This is a genomic window from Mycobacterium innocens (assembly GCF_900566055.1).
Classification (GTDB): domain Bacteria; phylum Actinomycetota; class Actinomycetes; order Mycobacteriales; family Mycobacteriaceae; genus Mycobacterium; species Mycobacterium innocens.
This window is the reverse complement of record NZ_UPHQ01000091.1, coordinates 1-22516: the sequence shown is the minus strand read 5'-3', so window position 1 is coordinate 22516 and position 22516 is coordinate 1. Positions and strand designations below refer to the sequence as shown.

Genomic DNA, 22516 nt, shown 5'->3' with positions numbered 1-22516 from the left:
CCGGCCACATCCAGCCGGGCCAGCATCGACCACACCGCAGCCAGATCCCCGAACTGCTTGTGCTGGCTACGGATCGGCTGCCCGGCCGGCGTCTCGGACAGCTTCGCCATCACCTCCTCCGCGCTGCCCAAATACTGCTGAGACACGATGCGCGGCTTGCCCTGCACTCGGGCCGATTCCACCAGGTAGTAATAGGTCTGCTTGCCGCGTCGCTTACCCACGATCGACGCCATATATGGGTAATACACTCCAAACCCACAAACCTCAAGCACCACAACACAAGACACGCCGCTCAACCACGAAGGCCGGAAACTCCCGCTAGGAGCGCGACCGGCGCGTAAAGCAACTTGACGGGTGTCAGGGCAGGGTCCCCCAATCGGGGGACAGTTTACCAATCATCTTGGTGGACAACATTTTTAACCGACCATCGGATGGCCCATCCGGTTCGCGGCCGGCACCATTGAGTCAGCATGAAATTGATCCGGCAGAAAATTGCAGGGTCCGGCTCTCGAGGAGAAGGTGGTGAAATGCATTTGTACCGCCGAGCCATCAGTGGCCGGTGAGGCGTGAGAGCACCACAGCAGCCAGTTAGGCGCGGTACGCACGCTCTGCGCCCGCTCCGGGCGTGAGCTGAGCCCGCAAACCCGGTCAATTAGCGCGGCGTTGGGGCGGACCACTGACTGCATTGCCGATCAATTGAACCTGGTCGCTCGCCGTCTGTACGAAAGCCTGGTCACCGGCGGCAGTTTCGCGACACATCCTCACCGCCCCCGGCAAGCGGGTCCGCGATGGCCTGGGGCTGGCCTGCTTCCGCCTGCAACCTTCCGCCGCCACGGTGTCGGCTGCCGAGGCGATCGACCACGGTCTCGCGCTGCCACGACGGCCGGCGCAGTTCGCGGCGTAGAACCTCGACGACGTTGGTCTTCACCACCACCTGGGTGTCGAAGTCGGCGCCGGGGTCGAAGTCGAGGTACTCGTGGGTCGGACGGGCAAAACAGTAGCGGCAGGCGTGCGAGCAGCCGCGGTAGCCGTTGACGGTGTAGCGAAACGGCAGGGCCGCTGCGTTGGGCACCCTGTTCAGGGCGGACTTGCACAGCACCTCATGGAACGTCATGTCCTCGAAATGCGGTGATCGCACGCTTCGGACGAAGCCGATCCGCTGCAGCCCGGGCAACGCTCCGTCGTCGACCGGCGTCCCGTTGACCGCTACCGCCTGACTGGTCCAGCGCTTGACTCTATTCGAACATTAGTTCGATACCGGGTCAAGCTGCTAACGTCGCTAGAAGGGCGGTGGCTCCCCGTCTCCGACACCATATTTCGGACCGAAATATGTTTCTTCCCAATGCTTCGGCGTGTTTCACGTGCCATTTGGTTGTGTCGGCGTTCGGTGGCCACCCGGTAGGCACGGTCTTGGGCGCGGGCCTGGCGGCGTTTGGGCATCATCGCTGCCCGGTCGGCGCAGTAGTCGGGGTCTGGTGTTTGGGCTTCGGGGGCGGGCATGCCGCCCACGGCGTAACACAGGCTGGGAAACAACAACGCGCTGCCGGGGGTGGTGACATAGGTGTGCCCCGAGGGCGAAGTCAGGATCAGGGTGCCGTCGGGCAACTGTTTTTCCCGCCAGCCCCAAAAAGTTGTCCGCCATCCGGCCACCCCTGGAACCACTTGCGCGAGATCGCCGTCGATGCGCCCGGTCAGCAATAACCAACGCAGCAGCGACCGCAACACCGTCACCAGCGTCTTGGCCGACCCCGTCGATCGGGCAGTGCACTGGTCCACCACGAACGCGGTGACGTCACCGGCGCTCAGATCGTGCAGATCACCGCCCCCGGTTCGGGTCAAAAACAGTCTGGCCTCAGTCTCATAGCCGCGCACCGTCCTGGCCACCAAGCCCCGCTCACCGGCCAAATAAGCCCGGTACTCGGCCAGCACATCCTCAGCCGGACCCGACCGCACTGCAGGCCTCGACCCCGGCACCACCCCCCGGCTCCGCAGCCACCCCAACAGCGGCGCTAGCCCGCGCAGCGACAACCAGCACGTATAGCCCTGAGCGGATCGGTGAGCCAAAAACGCCTGCAGCACTTCGTCGTTCAGCTCACCAAGATCCAAGCCCTCTGCCGCCAACCAAGAACTCAGGTGCGCCATCAGCCGAAGCTGATTCGACGCAGACAACGGCGTATAACCCCACGCTTCCAACTCGGCGGCGAACTCCCGCGCATAGGGACCCAGCGGGCCGATCACCCGCACCCGCGACACAACACTCATTACCACTGTCCTTTCCAACTCGCCTGAAAAGGACAGCGTTACCCACCTGGATTATGCCGACAAACAGCCCAACCACACCCCCGTGACCAGCACCGATCACACCAATATCGGCATAATCCGGATATCGGCATAATGTAGATTATTCCGATATCGGAATAAGCGGCAATAACACTTGAGCTTGGCCGCGTGGGTGGGGCCGCCGGCGGCGTAGGGAATCGTATGGTCGATATCGCAGCGCACCGCCGGCTGGTCGCAACCCGGCCAACGACACGTCAAATCCCGGCACCGCACAAAATCGGCCAGTGCTTTGGAGGGGACATAGCCAGGTTCAGGCGGGGCGTCGGCGGGGTGGATCAGGGGTATCAGCTTGGCCGATTGGGCCAACTCGGCGATGAGTTCGGCGGTGATGAGACCGTCGGCACCCACCAGCCATCCCGGCGTGCACCCGGCGCCGTCGATACTGGCCTGCTCGGCGATCACGTGGATGACCACCGGGCTTGGCGCGGGCCGCTTTCCGGTCACACAGTCGGCTTTCCCGCACCGACACCCCAACCGGTCCGCCCCGACCGCCAGCGCCCCAACGCATCAGCGCGGCGCCGCCCAAGGCTGCGCGGATCATGTTCACACACCGTGCCCGCCAGCGCGCTCAAGCGCTGATCCAGGGCATGGGCATCCGGGCTCATGAAGGTGCCGCGAATCTCGGAGATCCCGCCTTCGCACTCGGCGATGCAGACCTCCCGGTCAGTCTGGTGCTGGTGGCGCCGCCGCACCGCATCGGCATCGGCCCGGCCCGACAATTCGGTCGACTTGGCCGGCCAGGCGGCCCCGCGTCATCGATGGCCAGCGCGACACCTTGACGGCCAGCTCGGCGTCCACCGCAGCCAGCACCTGGCGATCCTCGATCGGATTGGTGCGCTAGACGATGGTCTGAAACATCCGGTAGTCGATGTCACCGGCTTTGAACAGTTGTGCCACCTCCGGCAGCCGCTCGCGCATGGCCCGCGCGTAGCGCAGCCGGCTGCCCGCCAGCCCCTGGCTGATCCGCAATGCCGCACCCACTTCGGCGGCCACCGCCGCCTCGGTGTCAACCGCCCAGTCCTCGGTCTCCGAGCAGCGTGCGAGCCGATACGCGAACAGCTCCCCGATGGCGGCCAGCTGCGCGGCGGCGGCCCGGTTCTCGAACCGCGCCGCCGCTCCGATGCGCTCCAGCAGCACCACCGACTCCGCCGTCGCCGAGGGGTGGCGCCGCTCGAACAACTCATCGAACCGGGCAATCACCTCCGGCGGCGAACAATGTTCGAACATACTTTCGGATTGTAGCAGCAGGCTACGACACCGATGGCGTTCGTCAGTGGCTGAAGTACGCTCGAGAGTTACCGAGCCAATCGTGAAATCACCTCGGCGACAACGGAATCCAGAGCCACCGAGACCTGGTCGCCGGTCGCGAGATCCTTCACCCCCACCGTGGCCGCCTCGATGTCACGATCGCCGACGACCAGCGCGATCCGCGCACCGGACCGGTCGGCCGCGCGCATCGCGCCTTTGAGCCCGCGGTCGCCGTAGGCGAGGTCGATGCGCAGCCCGGAGGCACGCAACTGCGCGGCCAGCACCGCCAGTTTCAGCTTGGCCTGCTCGCTGAGCGGCACGCCGAACACGTCGCAGCGGGTCGTCTCGCCCACGCTCTTGCCTTCGGCACGCAGGGCAAGCAGCGTCCGGTCGACGCCCAGCCCAAACCCGATACCCGACAGGTCCTGCCCGCCGAGCTGGCGCATCAGGCCGTCGTAGCGGCCGCCGCCGCCGATACCGGATTGCGCCCCCAACCCGTCGTGGACGAACTCGAACGTCGTCTTGGTGTAGTAATCCAGCCCGCGCACCATGCGCGCATTGATCACATAGGGCACCCCGAGCGCGTCCAGGTGCGACAGCACGGTGTCGAAGTGCTGCTTGGCGGTATCGGACAGGTGATCGAGCAGCACCGGCGCATCGGCCGTCGTTGCCCGCACCGCCGGGCGTTTGTCGTCGAGCACCCGCAACGGGTTCAGCTGCGCGCGGCGCCGGGTTTCCTCGTCGAGGTCGAGCCCGAACAGGAACTCCTGCAACAGCTCCCGGTACTGCGGCCGACAGGTCTCATCGCCCAGCGAGGTGATTTCCAGGCGGAACCCGTCCAGGCCCAGTGCCCGGAAACCGGCGTCGGCCACGGCGATCACCTCGGCGTCCAGCGCCGGGTCGTCGACGCCGATCGCCTCCACGCCGACCTGCTGCAGCTGGCGATACCGGCCGGCCTGAGGCCGCTCGTAGCGGAAAAACGGCCCGGCGTAACTCAGCTTCACCGGTAGCGCGCCGCGGTCCAGTCCGTGTTCGATCACCGCCCGCACCACCCCGGCGGTGCCTTCCGGCCGCAGCGTCACCGACCGGTCGCCGCGGTCGGTGAAGGTGTACATCTCCTTGGACACCACGTCGGTGGACTCACCCACCCCGCGGGCAAACAGCGCCGTGTCCTCGAAGATCGGCAGCTCGATATGCCCGTAACCGGCCCGGCGGGCCGCACCGAGCAGGCCGTCGCGCACCGCGACGAACTGCGCGGAGTCCGGTGGGTAGTAGTCGGGCACTCCCTTGGGGGCCGAGAATGCGGTCACGGACTCAGGCCTTCGAGGAACGGGTTGAAGCGCCGCTCGGCGCCGATGGTGGTGGCGTTGCCGTGGCCGGGCAGCACCACGGTCTTGTCGTCGAGCACCAGGAGCTTGTCGACGATGGAGCGCAGCAGGTCGCGGCCGCTGCCGCCGAACAGGTCGGAGCGCCCGATCGAGCGCTCGAACAGCGTGTCGCCGGTGAACACGATGTCCCGGTCGTCTTTGCTGGCCTGCAACACCCGGAAGCACACCGATCCGCGGGTGTGCCCGGGCGTGTGGTCGACGTTGACGGAAACGTTGCCGAGGTCGATTTTGTCGCCGTCGCGGTCCAGTTCAACGACTTGCTTGGGCTCCCGGAAGAACGCCCCGGCGACCAGCTGCGCCACCCGCGGCCCCAGGCCGTAGATCGGGTCGGTCAGCATGAACCGGTCCTCGGGGTGGATGTAGGTGGGGCAGCCGAAGGTGTCGGAGACCTTTTGGGCGGACCACATGTGGTCGATGTGCCCATGGGTGATCAGCACCGCGGCGGGGGTCAGCCGGTTTTTGTCCAGGATGCGACGCAGCGGGCCCAGCGCACGCTGGCCAGGGTCCACGATGACGGCGTCAGTTCCGGGCCGCTCGGCCAGCACGTAGCAATTGCATGCCAGCACCCCGGCGGGGAATCCGGTGATCAACACGGTCACCAGTCTCCCATCCCTGGCGTCATGGAAAGATATCGGCCGTGCCGACCAATCAGCAGCGACGTGCCACCGCCAAGCGCAAACTCGAACGGCAGCTGGAGCGCCGTGCCAAGCAGGCCAAGCGGCGCCGTATCGCGACGATCGCCGGGGCTTCCGTTGTCGCGGTAGCCGTGGTCGCCGCGGTGGTGTACGTCGTCTTCATCAACAAGGACGACCACAAGGGGACCACGTCAGCCAGCCCCAGCAGCTCCGCGCCCAACTCGCCTTCGGCGACCGGTCTGCCGCCGGTGCAGCTTGGGAAAGCGGTGCCGCTGCCGGCGTTCAAGGCGCCGGCCAATCTGGGCGCCAACTGCCAGTACCCGCCGTCGCCCGACAAGGCCGCCAAAGAGGCCAAGCCGCCGCGCACCGGCAAGGTGCCCACCGAGCCGGCTCAAATCAGCGCCAGCATGGTGACCAGCCAAGGCAAGGTCGGCCTGATGCTGGCCAACAACGAGTCACCGTGCACGGTCAACAGCTTCGCCAGCCTGGCCCAGCAGGGCTTCTTCAAAGACACCAAATGCCATCGGCTGACCACGTCGCCGTCGCTGTCGGTGCTGCAGTGTGGTGATCCCAAGGGTGACGGCACCGGCGGGCCGGGCTATCAGTTCGCCAACGAATACCCGACCAACCAGTACCCGCCGAACGACCCCAAGCTCAAGGAGCCGGTCATCTATCCGCGGGGCACCATGGCCATGGCCAACGCGGGACCCGACACCAACAGCAGCCAATTCTTCATGGTCTATCGCGACTCGGCGCTGCCGCCCGAGTACACCGTTTTCGGCACCATCCAGGCCGACGGACTGGCCACCCTGGACAAGATCGCCGAGGCCGGTGTCGCTGGCGGCGGTGAGGACGGCCCGCCCGCCGTCGACGTCGTCATCAAGTCGGTGCTGCTCGACTAGCGATAACCGGAACTCGCATCCCCCCGGCCCATCTGCGACCCGTCGCGCCGGCTCGAACAGGCGCTTGCCGAGACTGCGCTGAGCGCTTGATTTTTGCGCGATCTAGCACCGCGGACGCGGGTTGGGCGCCGTGAGCGCTGATTCGGCACCCGAATTGCGTTGGCCCTGGCCTCTTTCAAGCTGCTTCAAGCTGCAGACGTCACCCGGTACACGTCGTAGACGCCTTCGACATTGCGGACGACGTTGAGCAGATGGCCGAGATGCTTGGGATCGCCCATCTCGAAGGTGAACCGGCTGATAGCCACCCGGTCACCCGAAGTCGTGACCGACGCGGACAGGATGTTCACCTTCTCGTCGGCGAGCACCCGGGTGATGTCTGACAGCAGCCGGTGCCGGTCGAGCGCCTCGACCTGGATGGCGACCAGGAACACCGACGTCGGTGAGGGCGCCCAGAGCACTTCGATGATGCGCTCGGCCTGCTGCTGCAACGACGTGGCATTAGTGCAGTCGGTGCGGTGCACGCTGACGCCGCCGCCGCGGGTGACGAACCCCATGATCTGGTCGCCCGGCACCGGCGTGCAGCACTTGGCCAGCTTGGTCAGCACACCCGGGGCACCGGGCACCGACACCCCGACGTCGTCGCTGCTGCGCTGGCGGCGCGACATCGTGGTCGGCGTGGACCGCTCGGCAAGCTCCTCCTCGGCCTGGTCGATACCGCCGAGCTCGGCCAGCAACCGCTGCATGACATGCCGGGCCGACACATGGCCCTCACCGATCGCGGTGTAAAGCGCCGACACGTCCGCGTAGTGCAGTTCGCGGGCAACGGCAGCCATGGATTCGCCATTGACCAAGCGCTGCAACGGAAGTCCGCCTCGACGCACTTCGCGTGCCATCGCCTCCTTGCCGGTCTCCAGCGCCTCCTCTCGCCGCTCCTTGGCGAACCACTGCCGGATCTTCGTCTTGGCGCGCGGCGACACCACGAACTGCTGCCAGTCTCGCGACGGCCCGGCATTGGGCGCCTTGGACGTGAAAACCTCGACCACTTCGCCGTTTTCCAGCTTGCGTTCCAGCGCCACCAGCCGGCCGTTGACCCGGGCGCCGATGCAGCGATGACCGACCTCGGTGTGCACCGCATAGGCGAAGTCCACCGGTGTCGACCCGGTGGGCAAGGTGATCACATCGCCCTTCGGGGTGAACACGAAAATCTCTTTTACCGCAAGGTCATAACGCAACGACTCCAAGAATTCACCGGGGTCGGCGGCCTCGCGTTGCCAGTCGAGTAGCTGGCGCATCCAGGCCATGTCGTCGATCTCGGCGGCGGCATGCGGATGCGGAACGCCGTTGCGGCCCTTGGCTTCCTTGTAGCGCCAGTGCGCGGCAATACCGTATTCGGCGGTGCGGTGCATATCGCGGGTGCGGATCTGCACCTCCAGTGGCTTACCCTCGGGCCCGACGACGGTGGTGTGCAGCGACTGGTACACCCCGTATCTGGGCTGGGCAATGTAGTCCTTGAACCGTCCGGCCATCGGCTGCCACAGCGAATGCACCACGCCCACAGCGGCATAACAGTCCCGGATCTCATCGCAGAGGATGCGAATGCCGACCAGGTCGTGGATGTCGTCGAAGTCCCGCCCCTTGACGATCATCTTCTGGTAGATCGACCAGTAGTGCTTGGGCCGGCCCTCCACCGTCGCCTTGATTTTCGACGCGCCCAGGGTGTTGATGATCTCGGTGCGGACCTTGGCCAGGTAGGTGTCTCGCGACGGGGCGCGGCCGGCGACCAGCCGCACGATCTCCTCGTACTTCTTGGGATGCAGGATCGCGAACGACAGGTCTTCCAACTCCCACTTGACGCTGGCCATACCCAGCCGATGTGCTAGGGGCGCAATGACTTCCAACGTTTCGCGGGCCTTGCGGGCCTGCTTCTCCGGCGGCAGGAAGCGCATGGTGCGCATGTTGTGCAGCCGGTCGGCCACCTTGATCACCAGCACCCGCGGATCGCGCGCCATCGCGATGATCATCTTGCGGATGGTCTCGCCTTCGGCGGCGCTGCCGAGCACGACGCGGTCCAGTTTGGTCACGCCGTCGACGAGATGGCCCACCTCTTCGCTGAAATCCTCGGACAGTGCTTCCAGGGTGTAACCGGTGTCTTCGACGGTGTCGTGCAACAGTGCGGCCACCAGGGTGGTGGTATCCATGCCCAGCTCGGCGAGGATGTTGGCGACGGCCAGCGGGTGGGTGATGTAGGGATCTCCCGAGTGCCGAAACTGGCCGGCGTGTCGTTGATCGGCGACCTCGTATGCCCGCTGCAGCAACGACAGGTCGGCCTTGGGGTAGATCTCCCGGTGCACCGAGACCAGCGGCTCGAGCACCGGGTTGATGGCGCCGCTGCGGGCGGTCATCCGCCGTGCCAGCCGGGCCCGGACCCGACGAGAAGCACTGCTGCTGGTCTTGAGGGTCTCGACGGGCGACGGCTCGGGCGTTTCGACGACCGGCGGCGCTTCGATCGGCGACGCAACAGCTTGCGCTGCGTTTTGGTCATCCGCCACAGTCGTCACCTCCGACCTTGAGGATATCTCCTGAATCGTGGTCCAGGGCCTGTCCTTGGGCCGCCAAGGCGCCGATCCGCGCGACAGGGGCCCGCTTGCGCTTGAGTGTGAAGCTACGGCTTCCAGGGTGCGTACCCGGCGGCCCGCCGATCGTTGAACGCGCCCTGGATGCACACTCGATGCCGCCACTGCACGCTGGGCACGCTCGGCCGGGCTGAATGGCCTTCTGAATGGCCGGGCTAGACCTGGCTCAAGCTGTGCACCGGCAACGGCGCGATCGCCGCACGCCCACCCAGCGCCGTGAGTTCGACGACCACGGCCACCCCGGTCACCATGGCACCGGTGCGCTCGAGCAACCGTGTTGCCGCGCTGAGGGTTCCGCCGGTGGCCAGCACGTCGTCGATGATCACGACGTTGCGGCCACGCAACTTGAGGCTGTCGGCGGGAATCTCCATGCCGGCCGCGCCGTATTCCCGGTCGTACTCCTCGGTGAGCACCGGCGGCGGCAGTTTGCCGCTCTTGCGGATCGACAGCACGCCGGTGCCCAGCCGCGCGGCAAGGGCCGCCGCGACCACAGAACCACGCGATTCGATGCCGGCGACCAAATCCGCGCCGGAGGCGACATCAGCCAGCGCGTCGATCACCGCGGCCATCGCCTCGCGGTCCGCAAACAGCGCGGTGAGGTCCTTGAACTGGATTCCGGGCGTCGGAAAATCCGCGACGTCGCGGGTCAGCGACGCGATCACGTCGGCGACGGGAGCGCTCCCCCTGACAGTCATCACTGCATCAACGCCCATCGGTCCATATTCCAACCCGCACCCCAGCGGGTCGGATTTCTGCTCACGGCATACATCTTTTTCGACATCAACAACGTGCGCTGCTGCCTGCACAACGGCAACGTTGGAATCTCATTCCACAGTACCGGCGCCGCCTCGGCGAGCAACCTGACACGCTCGGCGGGGTCGGCGGAAACCGCCAGCGCCCCGATAATGTTGTCGATCTGCGGATTGGCGTAGCCCGACAGGTTGTTTCCGTTGCCGCTGTGCAGGTCATAGGCGTCCATCGCCGACGATCCGGTGGACCCGCTGCCGGTTGCCCCACCCGTGCTGGCCAGCAGCACATCGATCTTCCCGTCCCGCAGGGCCTGTGGACCCGACGTGTCCAACGTCACATCGGCAACGGTGATCCCGGCCGGCGCGCAGGACTTGGCAAGGGCCCCGACGATGGCCGCCAACCGCGCATTGGGACCGCGGTAACCGATCCGCACAGACAGCGGCGAGCCCCCCAGCGCATCGCGAGCGGCGGCGGGATCACCCTTGATGAACTGACTGGCCTCGGCCGCGCCGTCGGCCTCGGCGACGGCATCCTCGGTGGCCGGGGACAGACGTGAGTTGGCGATCGCAACCCCGGCATCCCGGGCGATCGCCTCGCGCGGCGTACACAGGGCGACGGCACGGCGCGCGCGGACGTCGGCCAGCGGCCCCCGCGGCGCGAAGATCAGCTGTTCTATCCCGTCAGATGGCGAGTCGATGCGCTGATAGTTATCCGGAGTGGCCAGCGCCCCTGACGATCCGGCCGCCACGTCCACCACGTCGACGTTGCGGTTGTTGACCCGATCCTGGATGTCGGCTCCCTGCGGCCAGACGGTGACCCGCTTGGTGATCGCCTTGGCGCCCCACCAACGGTCATTGGTGACAAGCACCACCGCGCCACCATCGAGGACGGATTCGATCTTGTACGGGCCCGATGACGGGAAGTGCTTCGAAATCTCGTCGGGTTTGAGGCCGCGCTTGAGGTCCCACGTCGTATTCCACAGTCGCGCAATCTGTTCCACCACAGGCACCTTGTTGGTGAGCAGCGCCGCGGTGACATCGACGTTGAGCTGCTCGGCGATCACGTGCGACGGCATCAGCGACGTCGCGCCGAACAGCTGGGTGTAGTCGACGACCCCGCGATCCGGGATGAACGACACCCGAGCCTTCTTTTGCCCCGGCGTGCACGCGATATTGGCGATGTCGATATAGCCGGCCTGCGTGGCAGCGTCGAAACCGGGAAATCGCCCGGATTGGGCGGCCCAGCTCAATACCAGGTCGTCGCAGGTCACCGGCTTACCGTCGGAGTAGACGGCGTTGTCGGCGATCTGATAGTCGAGCACCAGCGGCGAGCCGCCCACCACCGAGATGGTGCCGAAGTCGTGGTCGGCGACCACCTGACCGTCGGGCCCGTGATAGCCGAAGCCGGTGAGCACCCGGGCAAACGCCTGCGCTCCGGCAGAGGCGGCGCCGATGACGGTGTTGGTGTTGTAGGTCGGCAGCGCCCCGTCGACGACGTAATCGATCTGACCGGCGGCACTCCCCGAACAGGCGGTCAGCGTGGCGGCCACCGCCACCGTCGCCGCGGTGCCAGCGGCCATCCCGACGGCGTTGCCGCGCAAGGCTTTCCGCAATCCGGACCACTGGCCGAAATTGCCTCCGCCGCGGCGGCGCCAGGTGGCCATGACGCCTACCGCCGACCGGCGTTTCGCTTGCCGGCCGGACGTTGCTTGGTGCCGGTGGGCCGCACCGGCCGGGCCCCCGGTGCCGGCTTGGTCGATGCCGCCGGCTTGCTGTCCGCCTTCTGCGGATGGTCGGATGCCTGCGGTGACGCCTCGACAGAAGCGGATTCCGCCAGTTCTGCGGCGGTGTGCTCGCCTTGCTCGGCAGCCGCCGGCGAGGCGGCACCGCGGCGTTTGAGCACCCGGCGCGTATGAGTGCGTACCAGGTCGGTGCGTTCCCGCAAGGTGACCAGCAGCGGCGTTGCGAAGAAGATCGATGAGTAGGTGCCGACGATGATGCCGATCAGCTGTACCAATGCCAGGTCCTTGAGCGTGCCGACGCCCAGCAGCCACACCGCCACCACCATCAGCGCCACCACCGGCAACACCGAGATCAGGCTGGTGTTGATCGAGCGCATGAAGGTCTGGTTGACCGCCAGGTTGGCCTGCTCGGCGAAGGTGCGCCGGGTGGTGTGCTGGAAGCCGTTGGTGTTTTCTTCGACCTTGTCGAACACGATGACGGTGTCATAGATCGAGAACCCGAGAATCGTCAGCAGCCCGATGACGGTGGCCGGGGTGACTTCGAAACCCACCAGCGCATAGACGCCGGCGGTGACGGTCAGGTCGAAGACCATGGCCGCAATGGCGGACATGGTCATGTACCGCTCGTAGCGCACGGTGATGTAGATGGCGACCAGCACCAGGAACACCACCAGCGCAATTACCGCCTTCTTGGTGATCTGGGCGCCCCAGGTCTCCGATACCGCCGCATCGCTGATGGCCTTCTTGCTGGGTTTGCCGTCGGCGCCTTGGGGGTGGAACGCGTTGAACAGGGCGTCGCGCAGCTTTTCCGTCTGGGCGTTGGACAAGGTCTTGGAGCGGATCTGCACCGTTGCCGAGGCTCCCTTGCCGACGGTCACCACCGATTCGGGATCGCTGCCCAGGGTCTTGTGGAACACCTCTTCGACCTGGGCCACTTTCACGTCGCTGCGGGGGAACGACACCGTTGTGCCACCCTTGAAATCGATCCCGAAAGTGAACCCGCGCACGATGATGCTGAGGATGGCGATCGCGACAATCGCACCGCTGACGCCATACCAGAGCCTGCGGCGTCCCACCACCTCGAACGCACCCGTACCGGTGTAGAGCCGGGACAAAAAGCTGTGCTGCACTCCGCCGTTGGCCCGGTCGGGGTCCAGGCCGCCGAGCTCTACCGCACCTTGGGCCGCGTCGCCGGTGTCGGTTTCGGTCTTGGTCTTGGTCTTGGCCTTGGACGCCATCGCGTTATCCCCGTCCCGTCTTGGCGGCACCCGCTTGAGCCCGGCGCTCGCGCGCGACCTGCTGCACAGCTCCCAGTCCGTTGTATGCCGGCTTGGCCAGCGTCGAAGACTTGGAGGCCAGGTACACCAGCGGCCAGGTCACCAGGAAGACCACCACCAGATCCAGGATCGTGGTGAGACCCAAGGTGAATGCGAATCCCTTCACCTGTCCGATCGCCAGGAAGTACAGCACGGCAGCGGCCAGGAAGGTGACCGCGTTGCCCGACACGATCGTCTTGCGGGCCCTGGCCCAACCGCGCGGCACCGCCGATCGGAACGAACGGCCTTCGCGGATCTCGTCTTTGATGCGTTCGAAGAACACCACGAACGAGTCGGCGGTGGTACCGATGCCGATGATCAGACCCGCGATACCCGCCAGGTCGAGGGTGTAGTTGATATAGCGGCCGAGCAGCACCAGGAGCGCGAAAACCATTGCGCCCGAGGCCACCAGCGACAGCGCCGTCAGCAAGCCCAGCACCCGGTAGTACAGCAGCGAATAGACCAGCACCAAGGCCAGACCGATCCCGCCGGCGATCAGGCCCGCTCGCAGCGACGTCAAACCCAGTGTCGCCGAAACCGTTTGGGCCTCCGAGGATTCGAAGGACAGCGGCAGCGACCCGTATTTCAGGACGTTGGCGAGCTGGCGCGCGGTTGCCGCGGTGAACGGCGGGTCTCCCCCGCTGATCTGGGTCCGGCCGCCGGGTATCGGCTCCAGAATCTGCGGGGCGCTGACGACCTGCGAGTCCAGGGTGAAAGCGGTCTGTTTGCCCAGGTGGGCCGCGGTGTAGCGGGCCCACTCGTCGGCCGCCCCACTCTTGAATTGCAGATCGACGACGTAGCCGACGCCTCGCTGGTCCATCCCGAAGGTGGCGTCTTGAATCTGGTCGCCGCTGATGATCGACGGCTCCAGCAGGTAAGCGGTCTTGTGGTCGGTCGAGCAGGTCACCAGCGGCAGCTTGGGGTCGTCGTTGCCGGCCAGGATGTCCTCTTTGTCGCAGCGGGTGGCCTCGAATTGCAGGGCGACCATCTGGATGTAGGGGCTGGTGCTCTGCCGCCACTTCTTCTCCTGCGCGATGCGCTCGGCCAGGTCCTTGCGCGGATCCGGGGGTGCCGGCTGCTCACCGGGCGGCAGGTCGGCGGGCGGCGCCCCGCCGGCGGTCGGCGGAGCGGGGCTGCCGCTCGGACTGGGGGCGGGCGCAGGCGACGGCGGCGGTTCCTGAGGGTAAGGCCGCGGTTGTGCCGGGGCGCCCGCTGGCGGCGCAGCCGGGGCACCCGATGGCGGCGCGGCCGGCGGCCCGGGCTCGCCGGGTGGCGGGGTTCCCGCGGGCTGCTGGGGCTTGGGCTCTTCCTGAGCGGGCTGCGCCGGCATCGAGTTGAGCACCGGGCGGATGTAGAGCCGGGCGGTCTGGCCGAGGTTGCGGGCCTCGTTGCCGTCGTTTCCGGGCACCGTGATGACCAGGTTGTCGCCGTCCACGACGACCTCGGAGCCCGACACGCCAAGACCATTCACCCGGGCACTGATGATCTGCTGAGCCTGGTTCAATGCCTCCCGACTCGGCGCCGTGCCGTCGGGTGTGCGCGCGGTCAACGTGACGCGGGTGCCGCCCTGTAGGTCGATACCCAGTTTGGGGGCGGCCTTCTTGTCGCCGGTGAGGAACACCAGCAGGTAAAGGCCGATGAGTAGCACCAGGAAAACGGACAAGTAGCGGGCAGGATGCACCGGCGCCGAAGACGATGCCACGTTCCGTATGTCTCCTTGAAAGTCGGTTCTTACCCCCAACAGAGCCTACGTGGCGCAACGGGGCACGTCGCGCAAGCGGGCTTGTGGGTCTGGTCAGCAGTCCGGTCGGGAATCCGGCCGGGAATCCTCAGGACTCCTTGGTCGCGGGGCTCTCGTCGCCGGCCGGGACCTGCTCGCCGTCGTCCGGGTGCGCCGGTTCCTCGTCCAGGTCCTCGTGGGTGTCGTCATCCAGGTCCTCATCGGTGTCCGGCAGGATCCGGTCGCGGATTGCCAGCTTCATCCACGTGGTCACCACGCCAGGGGCGATCTCGAGGTCGACGGTGTCGTCGGTGATGCCCACGACGGTGGCTTCCATCCCGGACGTGGTGTGCACCCGATCCCCCGGCTCCAGCGACTCGTGCAGGTCGATGGTGGCTTGCATGGCGCGCCGCTGACGTCGCGACGCGAAATACATGAACCCGCCCATGATGAGCAGGAACGGCAGGAATAAGACCAAACTCTCCATCGACACGCCTGTCTTTCGTATGCGGTATCCCTCGACATTTCGAGGGCGGCGCCGAACTCGACTTGAAAGCTCGCGCGCCTCGTAACCGTCCAGTCTGCCATTCCCGCAGGTCGCGAACGGACCGGCACCTGGTCACACCTGGCAGGGCCGCACCGCCGCGGCGAACCGATAGGCTTTACCCGCGACGTGACCGCCGCGCCGCGGGGAGAGGAGGATGCGTGGCCAGCCTCGAGCAGACACGCCACCTGGTCACCGAAATCCCGGGTCCCGCATCACTGGAACTGAACAAACGGCGGGTCGCGGCGGTGTCCAGTGGCGTAGGGGTCATGCTGCCGGTGTTCGTCGTCCGCGCCGGCGGGGGAATCCTCGAGGACGCCGACGGGAACCGGCTCATCGACCTGGGTTCCGGGATCGCGGTCACCACGATTGGCAATTCTGCTCCCCACGTCGTGGACGCGGTGCGCGCGCAGGTGGCCGAGTTCACCCACACCTGTTTCATGGTGACGCCCTACGAGCAGTACGTCGCGGTCGCCGAACAGCTCAACCGGATCACCCCGGGCTCCGGCGAGAAGCGCTCGGCGTTGTTCAACTCCGGCGCCGAAGCGGTCGAGAACGCCATCAAGATCGCCCGCGCTTACACCCGCAAGCCCGCGGTGGTCGCGTTCGACCACGCGTATCACGGCCGCACCAACATGACGATGGCGCTGACCGCCAAGTCCATGCCCTACAAGAGCGGCTTCGGCCCGTTCGCTCCGGAGATCTACCGGGCACCGCTGTCCTACCCCTACCGCGACGGGCTGCTCGACAAGGAGCTGGCCACCGACGGTGAACTGGCCGCCGCCCGGACCATCAGCGTCATCGACAAGCAGGTGGGCGCCAGCAACCTGGCCGCCGTCATCATCGAGCCCATCCAGGGCGAGGGCGGTTTCATCGTTCCCGCCGACGGATTCCTGCCCGCGCTGGTTGACTGGTGCCGCAACAACGACGTGGTCTTCATCGCCGACGAGGTGCAAACCGGTTTCGCCCGCACCGGCGCGATGTTCGCCTGCGAGCACGAGGGCCCCGACGGCCTGGAGCCGGACCTGATCGTCACCGCCAAAGGCATCGCCGACGGATTGCCGCTGTCCGCGGTGACCGGTCGGGCCGAGATCATGGATGCACCGCACGCCAACGGTGTGGGCGGCACGTTCGGCGGCAACCCGGTCGCGTGTGCGGCCGCGCTGGCCACCATCGAAACCATTGAACGCGAGGGCCTGGTGGAACGGGCCCGGCAGATCGAGCAGCAGATCATGGACCGGTTGTTGCGGCTGCAGGTGGCCGACGACCGAGTCGGCGACGTGCGTGGCCGCGGCGCCATGATCGCGGTCGAACTGGTGAAGTCCGGAACCGCCGAACCCGACGCCGAGCTGACCGAGAAACTGGCCACCGCAGCCCACCGCGCCGGGGTGATCGTGTTGACCTGCGGCATGTTCGGCAACATCATCCGGCTACTGCCGCCGCTGACCATCACCGACGAGCTACTGGCCGAAGGCCTCGACATCATCTGCGGGATCCTGGGCGACCTCTGACCAGAAGCCGAGCAGGGTTCGCGCGATCATCTCGGCGTCCAGCAGCAGCGGCGCCACCCTCGCGCTGCCGGACAGCACGCCGGCGCGGGCGTGACGCATGGTGGCGCGGGCAGTCTCGGCCTGCTGCAGCGGCCAGCCTTCGTCGTCGTCGCGGGCGGCCAGCATCAGAGTTGGCGCGGCCACCCGCGGCAGACAGTCGCTCAGGTCGGGCCGCTTCAGCATCATCGAGCGCATCGCGTGCACCATGCCGGAGCGCTCGGCGCGACGGAATGCATCGATAACCGCCTGAGCCTGATCCGGTTGCGCGGCAACGGCTTCCGGCCCCAGCAGAGCATCGGAAAGCGCCCGGCACAGAAACCGCGTCGGCCCCGACCACCGATGCAGCGCCACCAACGGCCAGGCCTTGGTCCAGCGGAACCGGGTGCTCAGCGCCGGCACCGGGGTGCCGATGGTGATCAACGTGCGAATCCGCCGCGGTTGGGTCGCGGCCAGCAGGATGCCGACGTGTCCGCCCCACCCGTTGCCGACCCAGTCGACCGGTTCGGCGATACCGAGCCCGTCGAGGACCTCGCCCGCGGCGCGGGTGCATTCGTCGAAGGTGAAGTCGCGGCGGCGCGGTTCGCTGTGTCCGTGCGACGGCCCGTCGACGGTGACCACGGCGCGGTGCGGCGCCAACGTGTCCAGAGCGTCAGTGAGCCGCGCCCACGACCGTGAATCCAGGAACGAGCTGTGCCAGAAGACGGTGGGCCAAGCTGATCGAACTCGCCGACCGCGGACAGCGGTTGCTTGCCGACGCGGGTGAGCGGGTCGCCGACATCGAGGCGCGATGGTCGGAACTGGTCGGCACCGGCGACTTCGCGCACCTGTGTGACACCATGCAACGACTGCTCGACAGCCTCGATCCCGACGAAGCGCGCCGGTAACCCGCCCACCGACGTGCGCGATCTCACATTGCGAGCAGCGGCGGGACATTGTGAAATACCGTTAGTTTCGCTAACGTTCTAGTTGCTCAGCGCAGTGTGGCGCGAACCATCTTTTCGCCTCAGTGACCGCAAGGAACTGTTATGTCGACTACTGCTCGTGACGAGCGCCTCGAACGCCGCATCGCCACCCTGATCCGCGACGACGCACAGTTCGCCGCCGCCAAGCCGGACCCGGCAATCGCCGCCGCCCTGGAAATGCCCGGCCTGAGCCTGCCGGAGATCATCCGGACCGCGCTGCAGGGCTACGCCGACCGGCCGGCGCTCGGGCAGCGCGCCGTCGAGTTCGTCACCGATGCCCAGACCGGCCGCACGTCGGTGCGGCTGTTGCCCCGCTTCTCGACCATCACCTACCGTCAGCTCGGCGACCGGGTCGGTGCGCTGGCGCGCGCCCTGACCCACGACTCGCTGCACGCCGGCGACCGGGTCTGCGTGCTGGGTTTCAACAGCCTCGACTACACCACCATCGACATGGCGCTGGCGATGATCGGGGCGGTGTCGGTGCCGCTGCAGACCAGTGCGGCGGTCACCCAGTTGCAGCCGATCGTGGCCGAGACCGAGCCCACCATGATGGCGGCCAGTGTGAATCAGCTGTCGGATGCGGTGGACGTGCTGTTGAGCGGCCATCTTCCGGCCAAGCTGGTCGTGTTCGACTACCACCCCGAGGTGGACGACCAGCGCGAGGCGCTCGACACGGCGCGGGAGCGGTTGGCGGACACGGCGGTGGTGGTCCAGACCCTGAATGATGTCCTGGACCGCGGCGCAACGCTGCCGGCGGGATCGGTTGTCGAGCCGCTCACGGCGTCGGGCGACACCGACTCGCTGGCGCTGCTGATCTACACCTCCGGCAGCACCGGCGCACCCAAGGGTGCGATGTATCGACAGAGCAACGTCGGCAAGATGTGGCGCCGGTCGAGTAAAAACTGGTTCGGGCCCACGGCGGCGTCGATCACCCTCAACTTCATGCCGATGAGCCACATCATGGGACGCGGAATCCTCTACGGCACGCTGGGCAACGGCGGCACCGCATACTTCGCGGCCAGGAGCGATCTCTCGACGCTGCTGGAGGACCTTCGGCTGGTGCGGCCCACCGAGTTGAACTTCGTGCCGCGGATCTGGGAGACCTTGTACGGCGAATACCAGCGAACGGTCGACCAGCGCTCGGTTGATCCCGGTGACGCCGCCCGCGAGGCCGTCGAAGCCCAGGTCATGGCCGAGCAGCGCCAGGACCTGCTGGGTGGGCGCCACATCTTCGCGATGACGGGCTCGGCGCCCATTTCCCCGGAGCTGCGGAACTGGGTGGAAGCGCTGCTGGAGATTCCGCTGCTCGACGGTTACGGCTCCACCGAGGCCGGGATGGTCTTGTTCGACGGTGAAATTCAGCGCCCGCCGGTGATCGACTACAAGCTGGTCGACGTTCCCGATCTGGGCTACTTCAGCACCGACCAGCCGTATCCGCGGGGCGAGTTGCTGCTCAAGACCGAGAACATGTTCCCGGGCTATTACAAGCGGCCGGAGGTTACGGCCGGCGTGTTCGACGCGGACGGCTACTACCGGACCGGAGACGTCGTGGCCGAGGTCGCTCCGGACCGGCTGGTGTACGTGGACCGCCGCAACAACGTGCTGAAGCTTGCCCAGGGCGAGTTCGTGACCGTCGCCAAGCTGGAGGCGGCGTTCGGCAATAGCCCGCTGGTGCGCCAGATCTACGTCTACGGCAACAGCGCGCATCCCTACCTGTTGGCCGTCGTAGTCCCCACCGAAGAAGCGCTGGCGGGCTTGGCGGGCACTGACATAGCGGCCTTGAAGCCGCTGATCGCCGAGTCGCTGCAGACCGTGGCGAAAGATGCGGGCCTGCAGTCCTACGAGGTGCCGCGCGACTTCATCATCGAGACAACACCATTCACGCTGGAGAACGGTCTGCTCACCGGTATCCGCAAGCTGGCGTGGCCGAAGCTGAAGCAGCACTACGGCGAGCGGCTCGAACAGCTTTACACCGAGCTGGCCGCGAGCCAGGCCAACGAGCTGAGCGAGCTGCGGCGCAACGGGGCCGATGCGCCGGTGCTGGAAACAGTGAGCCGGGCGGCGGCGGCCCTGCTGGGCGCGGCGAGCACCGACTTTTCACCCGACGCGCACTTCACCGATCTGGGTGGAGACTCGTTGTCCGCATTGACATTCGGCAACCTGCTGCGGGAGATCTTCGACGTCGACGTGCCGGTGGGTGTGATCGTCAGCCCGGCGAGCGACCTGGCAGCGATCGCCGACTACATCGACGGCGCGCGGCAGGGCAGCAAGCGGCCCACGTTCGCGGTGATCCACGGCCGCGACGCGCTGGAGGTGCACGCGAGCGACCTCACCCTGGACAAGTTCATCGACGCATCCACCCTGGCAGCCGCGCCGGCGCTGCCGCGGCCGAGCGCCGAGGTGCGCACCGTCCTGTTGACCGGCGCGACCGGCTTTTTGGGCCGCTACCTGGCGCTGGACTGGCTGGAGCGCATGGACCTGGTCGACGGCAAGGTGATCGCCCTGGTGCGGGCGAAGTCGGATGACGATGCCCGGGCACGCCTGGACAAGACGTTCGACAGCGGAGACCCCGAGCTGCTGGCAAACTACCGGCGGCTGGCGGCCGACCACTTGGAGGTCATCGCCGGCGACAAGGGCGAGGCCGACCTCAGGCTGGACTCGGCGACCTGGCAGCGGCTGGCCGACACGGTCGACCTGATCGTCGACCCGGCCGCGTTGGTCAACCACGTGCTGCCCTACAGCGAGCTGTTCGGCCCCAACGCGCTGGGCACCGCCGAATTGATCCGGATAGCGCTGACCGGCAAGCTCAAGCCCTACACCTACGTCTCGACCATCGGGGTGGGCGACCAGATCGAGCCGGGCAAGTTCACCGAGGACGCCGACATCCGGCGAATCAGCGCGACCCGGCAGATCAACGACAGTTACGCCAACGGCTACGGCAACAGCAAGTGGTCCGGCGAGGTGCTACTGCGCGAGGCCCACGATCTGTGCGGGCTGCCGGTCGCGGTGTTCCGCTGCGACATGATCCTGGCCGACACCAGGTGGGCAGGTCAGCTCAACGTACCGGACATGTTCACCCGGATGATGCTGAGTCTGGTGGCCACCGGCGTTGCACCCGGTTCGTTCTACGAGCTGGACGCCGACGGCAACCGGCAGCGTGCCCACTACGACGGCTTGCCGGTGGAGTTCATCGCCGAGGCCATTGCGACGCTGGGCGCGCGGGGCGGGGAGGGTTTCCAGACCTACCACGTGATGAACCCCTACGACGACGGGATCGGGATGGACCAGTTCGTCGACTGGCTCGTCGACGCCGGCTGCGCCATCCACCGCATCGACGACTACGGCGACTGGCTGCGACGATTCGAGACCGCGCTGCGCGGCCTGCCCGAAAAGCAGCGTCACGCGTCACTACTGCCGTTGCTGCACAACTACCAGAAGCCGGCGCCGCCGCTGCATGGGTCGATGGCTCCGACCGACCGGTTCCGGGCGGCCGTGCAGGACGCGAAAGTGGGCCCGGACAAAGATATTCCGCACATCTCGCCGCAGATCATCGCGAAGTACCTCAGTGATCTGCGCTTGCTCGGACTCCTCTGAGTACGCGGCAGTGACCCGGCTTCACCCGCTGGCCTACACGCTGGCGCGGTGTCGGCGCAGGAACCGGCCGCGGTGCTCGGTGCTTGCGGCTTCGCTGTTCGCCGCCGGCATTTTTTGTGCCCGCGGCATGGTGAGGGCTTCGGAATACGTTGCGTCCGAATACGGTTCCGACGACACCCCGGCCGCGGGCACGTCGGCCGCGGCGACCGGTTCCTCAGCCGGCGCCGTCACCGGCACCGGCCGGACATCACGGGCCAGCCGCACCGCCAGGCGAGACAGGACCGCGCCGGCCAGGAAGACGATCAGCACCCCCAGGCCGGAGAAGTAGGCGAGCTCCAACACGGCGCGCTTGCGATCCGTCACGGCGACCGGATCCCCCACCGAGCCGATCCGCAACAGCGGGGCGAACTGGGTGCCGACCACGAACCATGCACCGGCGAGGGCGGCCAGCCAGCCACCGAGCATCGCGATGGCGCGATTGCCGGAAATGATCAGCAGCAGACCCCCGACCGCCGCGGCGACACCCGGCAACACTTCGAGCCAGCCCCGCGCGGCGGTCCACGCCTGACCCGGCGTGTAGGCGAAATCGAATCTGGGACCGATGAACGGAATCAGCGCACCCCAGGCGCCCAGAATCACTAGGAGTACTCCGGTCACCACTCCGCGGGAGCGCGGCATCCGCAGCGTTGCGGGGCGGTCTTCTGTGTGCTTCATGGCAGCCTCCTCGTTAGGTACCGGCTTGGGTACCCCGACGCTCTGGCGATGTAACGCCCGGCCGCGCGATGACCGCTGGATTTGTAGAAATCGCTGACAACGGTTGCCGAAGTGTCGACAATTACCTCCGGCAATTGCTTACGGCTGTGGCGTATGTCACGTAACCGGGTTCGGGAGGGGTTCGATGTCGTCTGTGTTCGCAGTTCCGGAGTTTCTGGCAGCGGCAGCGCAGGATGCGGCCGATATCGGGGCGTCACTGAGTACGGCAAACGCCGTGGCAGCATCGTCCACGACAGGAGTGCTGGCGGCCGGTGCCGACGAGGTGTCGCAGGCGATTAAGGCGCTGTTCAACGGTTACGCCGCGCAGTATCAGTCGGTGAGCGCCCAGGCCGCGCAGCTTCATCAGAGTTTCGTCCAAGCGTTGAACGCGGCCAGTGGGGCGTACGCGGGCGCCGAGGCGGCTAATGTCACGCCGTTGC

The 22516-nt window shown here is 66.8% G+C and carries 16 protein-coding genes and 3 pseudogenes; 5 read left to right on the top strand and 14 right to left on the bottom strand.

From position 1 onward, the window contains the following. From EET03_RS10395 to EET03_RS10370, 6 genes and pseudogenes are all read right to left on the bottom strand, one after another. Window positions 1-233: pseudogene (locus EET03_RS10395) on the bottom strand (IS1634 family transposase); the annotation flags it as partial. 610 nt (window positions 234-843) lie between these two features. After that, a pseudogene (locus tag EET03_RS10390) lies at window positions 844-1174 on the bottom strand (Rv2578c family radical SAM protein); the annotation flags it as partial. Window positions 1175-1206: 32 nt separating this feature from the next. Further along, window positions 1207-2262 (bottom strand): site-specific integrase, encoded by a 1056-nt coding sequence (locus EET03_RS32980; protein ID WP_099194110.1) that lies wholly within the window; start codon window positions 2260-2262, stop codon window positions 1207-1209. A gap of 159 nt (window positions 2263-2421) precedes the next feature. Further along, window positions 2422-3567 (bottom strand): annotated as a pseudogene (locus EET03_RS10380) (HNH endonuclease signature motif containing protein); the annotation flags it as partial. Between the two features lie 68 nt (window positions 3568-3635). Continuing rightward, entirely contained in the window at window positions 3636-4898 is a 1263-nt protein-coding gene (hisS, locus tag EET03_RS10375) for a histidine--tRNA ligase (RefSeq protein ID WP_075543913.1), read from the bottom strand. Then, window positions 4895-5569, bottom strand: coding sequence for an MBL fold metallo-hydrolase (locus EET03_RS10370; RefSeq protein WP_075543919.1), 675 nt, complete (start codon window positions 5567-5569; stop codon window positions 4895-4897). Before EET03_RS10370 ends, hisS begins: the two co-directional genes overlap by 4 nt. 44 nt (window positions 5570-5613) lie before the next feature. Between EET03_RS10370 and EET03_RS10365 the strand changes: the two genes are divergently transcribed. Next, window positions 5614-6513: a peptidylprolyl isomerase gene (locus EET03_RS10365; RefSeq protein ID WP_063470085.1), complete on the top strand. Its 900-nt coding sequence runs from the start codon at window positions 5614-5616 to the stop codon at window positions 6511-6513. A 185-nt stretch (window positions 6514-6698) separates the two neighbouring features. On the opposite strand, the gene EET03_RS10360 is transcribed toward EET03_RS10365, so the two are convergent. The 6 genes from EET03_RS10360 to yajC all read right to left on the bottom strand — a co-directional run bounded on the left by EET03_RS10360 (window position 6699) and on the right by yajC (window position 15160). After that, entirely contained in the window at window positions 6699-9062 is a 2364-nt protein-coding gene (locus tag EET03_RS10360) for a RelA/SpoT family protein (RefSeq protein WP_075543918.1), read from the bottom strand. Window positions 9063-9301: 239 nt separating this feature from the next. Continuing rightward, window positions 9302-9841 (bottom strand): adenine phosphoribosyltransferase, encoded by a 540-nt coding sequence (locus tag EET03_RS10355; RefSeq protein WP_075543912.1) that lies wholly within the window; start codon window positions 9839-9841, stop codon window positions 9302-9304. Then, window positions 9841-11475: an ABC transporter substrate-binding protein gene (locus EET03_RS10350; protein ID WP_244232302.1), complete on the bottom strand. Its 1635-nt coding sequence runs from the start codon at window positions 11473-11475 to the stop codon at window positions 9841-9843. The genes EET03_RS10355 and EET03_RS10350 overlap by 1 nt, the downstream gene beginning before the upstream one ends. An 89-nt stretch (window positions 11476-11564) precedes the next feature. Next, window positions 11565-12875, bottom strand: a complete 1311-nt coding sequence (gene secF / locus EET03_RS10345) for a protein translocase subunit SecF (protein ID WP_075543910.1) — start codon at window positions 12873-12875, stop codon at window positions 11565-11567. Between the two features lie 4 nt (window positions 12876-12879). Then, window positions 12880-14655, bottom strand: coding sequence for a protein translocase subunit SecD (gene secD, locus EET03_RS10340; RefSeq protein ID WP_075543909.1), 1776 nt, complete (start codon window positions 14653-14655; stop codon window positions 12880-12882). Between the two features lie 127 nt (window positions 14656-14782). Next, on the bottom strand, window positions 14783-15160 hold the full coding sequence (gene yajC, locus EET03_RS10335) for a preprotein translocase subunit YajC (RefSeq protein ID WP_063470129.1): 378 nt from the start codon (window positions 15158-15160) through the stop codon (window positions 14783-14785). A 218-nt stretch (window positions 15161-15378) separates the two neighbouring features. Here yajC and gabT point away from each other — a divergent pair, with 218 nt between their 5' ends. After that, the gene (gene gabT, locus EET03_RS10330; protein WP_075543908.1) at window positions 15379-16728 is read left to right on the top strand and encodes a 4-aminobutyrate--2-oxoglutarate transaminase; all 1350 of its coding nucleotides are present in this window, start codon (window positions 15379-15381) and stop codon (window positions 16726-16728) included. On the opposite strand, the gene EET03_RS10325 is transcribed toward gabT, so the two are convergent. Next, the gene (locus EET03_RS10325; protein ID WP_425271517.1) at window positions 16678-17412 is read right to left on the bottom strand and encodes an alpha/beta fold hydrolase; all 735 of its coding nucleotides are present in this window, start codon (window positions 17410-17412) and stop codon (window positions 16678-16680) included. The two genes, gabT and EET03_RS10325, sit on opposite strands and share 51 nt — an antisense overlap. Before the next feature lie 26 nt (window positions 17413-17438). Here EET03_RS10325 and EET03_RS32975 point away from each other — a divergent pair, with 26 nt between their 5' ends. Both EET03_RS32975 and car read left to right on the top strand, forming a co-directional pair. Continuing rightward, the gene (locus tag EET03_RS32975) at window positions 17439-17651 is read left to right on the top strand and encodes a hypothetical protein (protein ID WP_425271518.1); all 213 of its coding nucleotides are present in this window, start codon (window positions 17439-17441) and stop codon (window positions 17649-17651) included. 141 nt (window positions 17652-17792) lie between these two features. Further along, window positions 17793-21323, top strand: a complete 3531-nt coding sequence (gene car / locus EET03_RS10320; RefSeq protein ID WP_075543907.1) for a carboxylic acid reductase — start codon at window positions 17793-17795, stop codon at window positions 21321-21323. A gap of 33 nt (window positions 21324-21356) precedes the next feature. Here car and EET03_RS10315 read toward each other — a convergent pair whose 3' ends face one another. Further along, the gene (locus EET03_RS10315) at window positions 21357-22037 is read right to left on the bottom strand and encodes a hypothetical protein (RefSeq protein WP_075543906.1); all 681 of its coding nucleotides are present in this window, start codon (window positions 22035-22037) and stop codon (window positions 21357-21359) included. A 184-nt stretch (window positions 22038-22221) separates the two neighbouring features. Here EET03_RS10315 and EET03_RS10310 point away from each other — a divergent pair. Beyond that, a partial coding sequence (locus tag EET03_RS10310) for a PE family protein (protein ID WP_136625677.1) occupies window positions 22222-22516 on the top strand: 295 nt, incomplete at its 3' end.

Excerpts from the sequence above, each read along its gene's own strand:
- EET03_RS32980 (WP_099194110.1), bottom strand. The coding sequence starts at position 2,262 with ATGAGTGTTGTGTCGCGGGTGCGGGTGATCGGCCCGCTGGGTCCCTAT.
- EET03_RS10355 (WP_075543912.1), bottom strand. The coding sequence starts at position 9,841 with ATGACTGTCAGGGGGAGCGCTCCCGTCGCCGACGTGATCGCGTCGCTG.
- EET03_RS10350 (WP_244232302.1), bottom strand. The coding sequence starts at position 11,475 with ATGGCCGCTGGCACCGCGGCGACGGTGGCGGTGGCCGCCACGCTGACC.
- secF (WP_075543910.1), bottom strand. The coding sequence starts at position 12,875 with ATGGCGTCCAAGGCCAAGACCAAGACCAAGACCGAAACCGACACCGGC.
- yajC (WP_063470129.1), bottom strand. The coding sequence starts at position 15,160 with ATGGAGAGTTTGGTCTTATTCCTGCCGTTCCTGCTCATCATGGGCGGG.
- car (WP_075543907.1), top strand. The coding sequence starts at position 17,793 with ATGTCGACTACTGCTCGTGACGAGCGCCTCGAACGCCGCATCGCCACC.
- EET03_RS10315 (WP_075543906.1), bottom strand. The coding sequence starts at position 22,037 with ATGAAGCACACAGAAGACCGCCCCGCAACGCTGCGGATGCCGCGCTCC.